This is a genomic window from Gilliamella sp. Occ4-3 (assembly GCF_001690675.1).
GTDB lineage: Bacteria > Pseudomonadota > Gammaproteobacteria > Enterobacterales > Orbaceae > Gilliamella > Gilliamella bombi.
On record NZ_LZHR01000074.1, the window covers coordinates 1 to 4455 of the forward strand.

Annotated in this window: 4 protein-coding genes and 3 pseudogenes; 2 read left to right on the top strand and 5 right to left on the bottom strand. The window is 33.5% G+C overall.

The features are described 5' to 3' along the window. Positions 1–27: 27 nt before the first annotated feature. Both A9G44_RS13815 and A9G44_RS08870 read right to left on the bottom strand, forming a co-directional pair. Positions 28–1120: pseudogene (locus tag A9G44_RS13815) on the bottom strand (IS3 family transposase); the annotation flags it as partial. Positions 1121–1212: 92 nt separating this feature from the next. Continuing rightward, positions 1213–1779 (bottom strand): NAD(P)H-dependent oxidoreductase, encoded by a 567-nt coding sequence (locus A9G44_RS08870; RefSeq protein ID WP_065610530.1) that lies wholly within the window; start codon positions 1777–1779, stop codon positions 1213–1215. A 102-nt stretch (positions 1780–1881) separates the two neighbouring features. On the opposite strand from A9G44_RS08870, the pseudogene A9G44_RS08880 reads away from it, so the two are divergent. Both A9G44_RS08880 and A9G44_RS08885 read left to right on the top strand, forming a co-directional pair. Further along, a pseudogene (locus tag A9G44_RS08880) lies at positions 1882–3030 on the top strand (IS3 family transposase). A gap of 17 nt (positions 3031–3047) precedes the next feature. After that, positions 3048–3311: a sigma-70 family RNA polymerase sigma factor gene (locus tag A9G44_RS08885; protein ID WP_065610534.1), complete on the top strand. Its 264-nt coding sequence runs from the start codon at positions 3048–3050 to the stop codon at positions 3309–3311. 175 nt (positions 3312–3486) lie between these two features. Here A9G44_RS08885 and A9G44_RS08890 read toward each other — a convergent pair whose 3' ends face one another. The 3 genes and pseudogenes from A9G44_RS08890 to A9G44_RS13300 all read right to left on the bottom strand — a co-directional run. Then, complete coding sequence (locus A9G44_RS08890) at positions 3487–3750, bottom strand: hypothetical protein (RefSeq protein WP_051634372.1); 264 nt, start codon at positions 3748–3750, stop codon at positions 3487–3489. 155 nt (positions 3751–3905) lie between these two features. Beyond that, a complete protein-coding gene (locus A9G44_RS08895; RefSeq protein ID WP_034915691.1) occupies positions 3906–4106 on the bottom strand; it encodes a YgaP family membrane protein in 201 nt (66 codons plus the stop codon). 259 nt (positions 4107–4365) lie between these two features. After that, positions 4366–4455 (bottom strand): annotated as a pseudogene (locus A9G44_RS13300) (IS5/IS1182 family transposase); the annotation flags it as partial.

Here is a 4455-nt window from a genome sequence, read left to right on the forward strand (position 1 = left end):
TTGTTCATATTGTTCAGGTGATACCTAGCCATTGGCTGAATGACGGCGTATCCGATTATAATAGATTTCAATATATTCAAATAGTGCTTGATTAGCCTGCTTCCTCGTTTTGTAGTAACAGTCATGAATAATATGTGTTTTGAGTGTATGAAAAAAACTCTCAACAACCGCATTATCAAAGCAGTTGCCTCTTCGACTCATGCTTTGCCTTAGTCCATATTGTAACAATAATTTGCTTGAAATCAGCACTGCAATATTGGCTTCCTTGGTCACTATGAATGAGTACATTTTTAGGAAATTGACGCCGAAATAAGGCTTGTTTTAATGTATTACACACTAAATGGCGGTCTATGTAGCGACTGGTTTGCCTAGCAATCACTTTTCGTCCATATAAATCGATAATCACCGACAAATATAACCAACCTTCACCCGTTTTAATATAAGTAATATCGGTTACCCATGTTTTATTAGGCTTATCAGGATTAAATTGCCTATCTAACGTGTTGGGCGCAATATTGTGATGAGTCGTGTCTGTTTTATACTTGAATTTACGTGCTGCTTTACTATGCAATCTTAAACTACGTAATCCCAATTGTTGCAAAACACGGCTAATTGTTCGTTCTGAAACTTGATAGCTCGCTTCCCTTGCATCATGAAGCAAACTCGGTGCATCCAAACGTGTCTTATGGTGCCATACTGCTTCTTAATATACTCGCTGAGTTTGACGGATTCGTTGAGTCTTTTTAGCTAGGCATAATAACCCGACGTACTAACACCAAGTAACGAGCACATCTTGGTAATGGAGTAGGAAGTTAAATGATTTTTCATATAGGCGTACTTCAGCGACTTGGATTATTGATGAAGAACACAGGCACCCTTTTTAGTATATCATTGTCCATTTCAGTTCTTTTATTTCTTTTTTTAATATTATAATCCGTTGTTGCTCAGCCGTTAACGCTCGACGACTGGTTTTACTCGGTGTAAGTTGTCTAAACTACTTATCTATAGTTGATTTACCCACACTTAGATGGCTAGCAAGTTCACTTATGAAAAGGTGAGCATGGAATAATGCATAATCGACTGATTGTCGTTTAAATTCGATGCTAAACTTTTCGACCATGATAATTTTCTCCTATGATTTGTATTTATATCATAGAGCTGACTTCTGTACACTTTTTGGGCGATAATCAATCACGGATTTAAGAAAACAAATTAAAATTTGAGATTTTTTAAAAATAGTTGTCTCTTCTCTTGAGAAACATTTTTAATTTTTCCCATATTTTTCCAAGTCACATTCTTAATTCCTAATTGTTTCAAAGTTGAATTAATAAAAACAGATTTAATGCTATTCCCTGCAAAGAAACGGATAAACCATGTAGGGGCCTCAGAAGTAGTTAAAACTGTAGTTGAGTTAATATGATTAATATTACCCTTTATGCCCGTTGGAGTATCAATGTAAGAAAAGTTTTTTTTAAATACTTTATCAATAAAACCTTTTAAGATAGCTGGTAAATCATACCACCAAATAGGAAATATAAAAACGATATCAGATGCATCCGTTATCATTTTTTGATATTTTTCTACTAAAGGATCTGTTGTTTGTCCGGTACTATATAACCTTAATTCTTCGGAAGTGTATATTGGATTAAAGCCGTCTTTATATAAATCAATAATATCGAAATCTTTTCCACTTTCTTTCAAAAGAGATACAATTCTTTCCAAAATAGCATGATTATAGCTCTTTTCATATGGATGAGAATAAATTATTAATGTTTTCATTGTAAAATCTCCTTGTTTTTTAAAAATAAATTTGATCCTCGCCAAAAAAGTGAACAAAAGTCGCCTCTATGATATAAACAAAATTTATAGAAGACAAATATCATGGTCAAAAAGTTTAGCATCGAATTTAAACAACAATCAGTGGATTATGCGTTATCTAATGCACACCTTTCTATCAGCGAACTTGCCAATCATCTAGGTGTGGGTAAATCAACCCTAGATAAATGGATTAGGCAACTTTCCCCGAATAAAACCAGCCGTCGAGAGTTAACCGCTGAGCAACAGCGGATAATGGCGTTAGAAAAAGAGATTAAAGAACTGAAAATGGCTAATGATATACTAAAAAAGGCGCATGTGTACTTCATCAACAATCCAAATCGATGAAGTACGCTTATATGAAAAATCATTTAACCTGCTATCCCATTACTAGGATATGCTCATTACTTGGTGTCAGTTCATCGGGTTATTATGCTTGGTTAAAAAGAGCAAACAAATCAGCTAAACTCAGCGTATATCCAAAAACAGTATTGGCAACATAAAGCCCGTTTGGGTGCGCCAAGCCTGCTTCATGATGCAAGGGAAGCGGGCTATCAAGTTTCAGAAAGGACAATTAGCCGTGTTTTGCAACAATTGGGATTACGGAGTAAAGCAGCACGTAAATTCAAGTATAAAACAGACAAGGCTCATCACAATATTGCGCCCAACACGTTAGATAGGCAATTTAATCCTGATAAGCCTAATAAAACATGGGTAACCGATATTACTTATATTAAAACGGGTGAAGGTTGGTTATATTTGTCGGTGATTATCGATTTATATGGACGAAAAGTGATTGCTAGGCAAACCAGTCGCTACATAGACCGCCATTTAGTGTGTAATACATTAAAACAAGCTTTATTTCGGCGTCACTTTCCTAAAAATGTACTCATTCATAGTGACCAAGGAAGCCAATATTGCAGTGCTGATTTCAAGCAATTATTGTTACAATATGAACTAAGGCAAAGCATGAGTCGAAGAGGCAACTGCTTTGATAATGCGGTTGTTGAGAGTTTTTTTCATACACTCAAAACACATATTATTCATGACTGTTACTACAAAACGAGGAAGCAGGCTAATAAAGCACTATTTGAATATATTGAAATCTATTATAATCGGATACGCCGTCATTCAGCCAATGGCTGGGTATCACCTGAACAATATGAACAACAATATTACCAAAACGAAAAAATGATAGAGGCGGGCTCTGTCTAATATTTTGGCGAGGATCAATGGATCCTGATGATATGGAAGAGCTATTTGGAACTAGTAACTCTATAGCTGATGAATCAATATTAAAAATTGACTTAACTAAAGCAATAATTTCTCTTCCCTATACTTATCGAAGTGTAATAATTCTTAGAGATATCAGAGAATTATCAACTTATGAAGTGTCTAATATGCTTGAAATTAGCCCAGAAGCAGTGAAAAGTAGACTTCACAGAGCTAGAAATATTATACGAAAAAAATTAGAGATTAGTGGTCATTCACACTGAAATAGTAATTATGAATACTTTATATATTAATATTCACAATTATAAAGGAACTATTTATGGTAATGAATACAAATGGCATTAAAGAAAATATGATTTAACTTGATTAGATACTCATCCCCTAGCAAGCTAGGGGCAGTAACCATGCAACATAACAAATTCACACATTGAGCTATTTTCACTTTAAGTCTGTTGAAATTGATTCATCTTTTTTTGTACAGGGAATACATGTTTTACCTGGATTGGTTATAGTCATTATGAGACCAATTACCCAACAGGCAGGGCATCCTCTTAATACAAAAAACCCTAAAACAGCCGATACAAGTCCCAATAAAACGCTCCAGACAGCACCTTGAATGAACAGATATATTGTTAAACCGAGCAAACCAAATCCAATACATCCTCGTAGTAAATGCCTTAATACAGAACTACTTCTAAACATGACATTACCTCTTAAAATTATTTAATTTAAATTTCATTTTATTTACATTTTTCTCTTAATGGTGATATCAATGAGAGATATCCTGTAATATGTACTTCCTCAAAGTAAACTGTTATTCATCATTATATCAAGGAAGTAGCGAGTGGATTTTTTAGCTAGTTTATTTTTCTTTTCATAATTGAACGCATAGGGCAAAATCCTATAGTTCCAGTACAAACCAGAATTATTCCTGTTGCGATAGCAATCCACATTACTAGGGCTGTTGGAGCAAAAAGAAAGCCTAAATAAGCAATACAGGCACCAATAATAATTCGACATAAACGCTCAAAACTTGGAATATTTTTTTTAAAACTCATATTTTTTTCCTCTTTAAAATTAGATTTAATAATGAACTACTCTAATAAAGAGTCGACAAAATCAAAAAAAGATTCAAAAAATTTTCATTTAAATGGATTTTAATTATCAAATTAGCGGAATACATTGAATTAATGTCTTTTATTTAAGTTTATAGGTATTTCAAATTAGGAGTGAATTTAGGTAAAGGATAGTTATAAATAATTAAAAAATTAATTGTAATTGATTAGGGGCTGTTGATCTTTGCTGTACATAAATTACTCAACAATACATTGGCAGCCACATTAACATAAATGCCAGTGATACCATACTGGCATAATTCCTTTCTAACTTATCGTATCTAGTTGATAT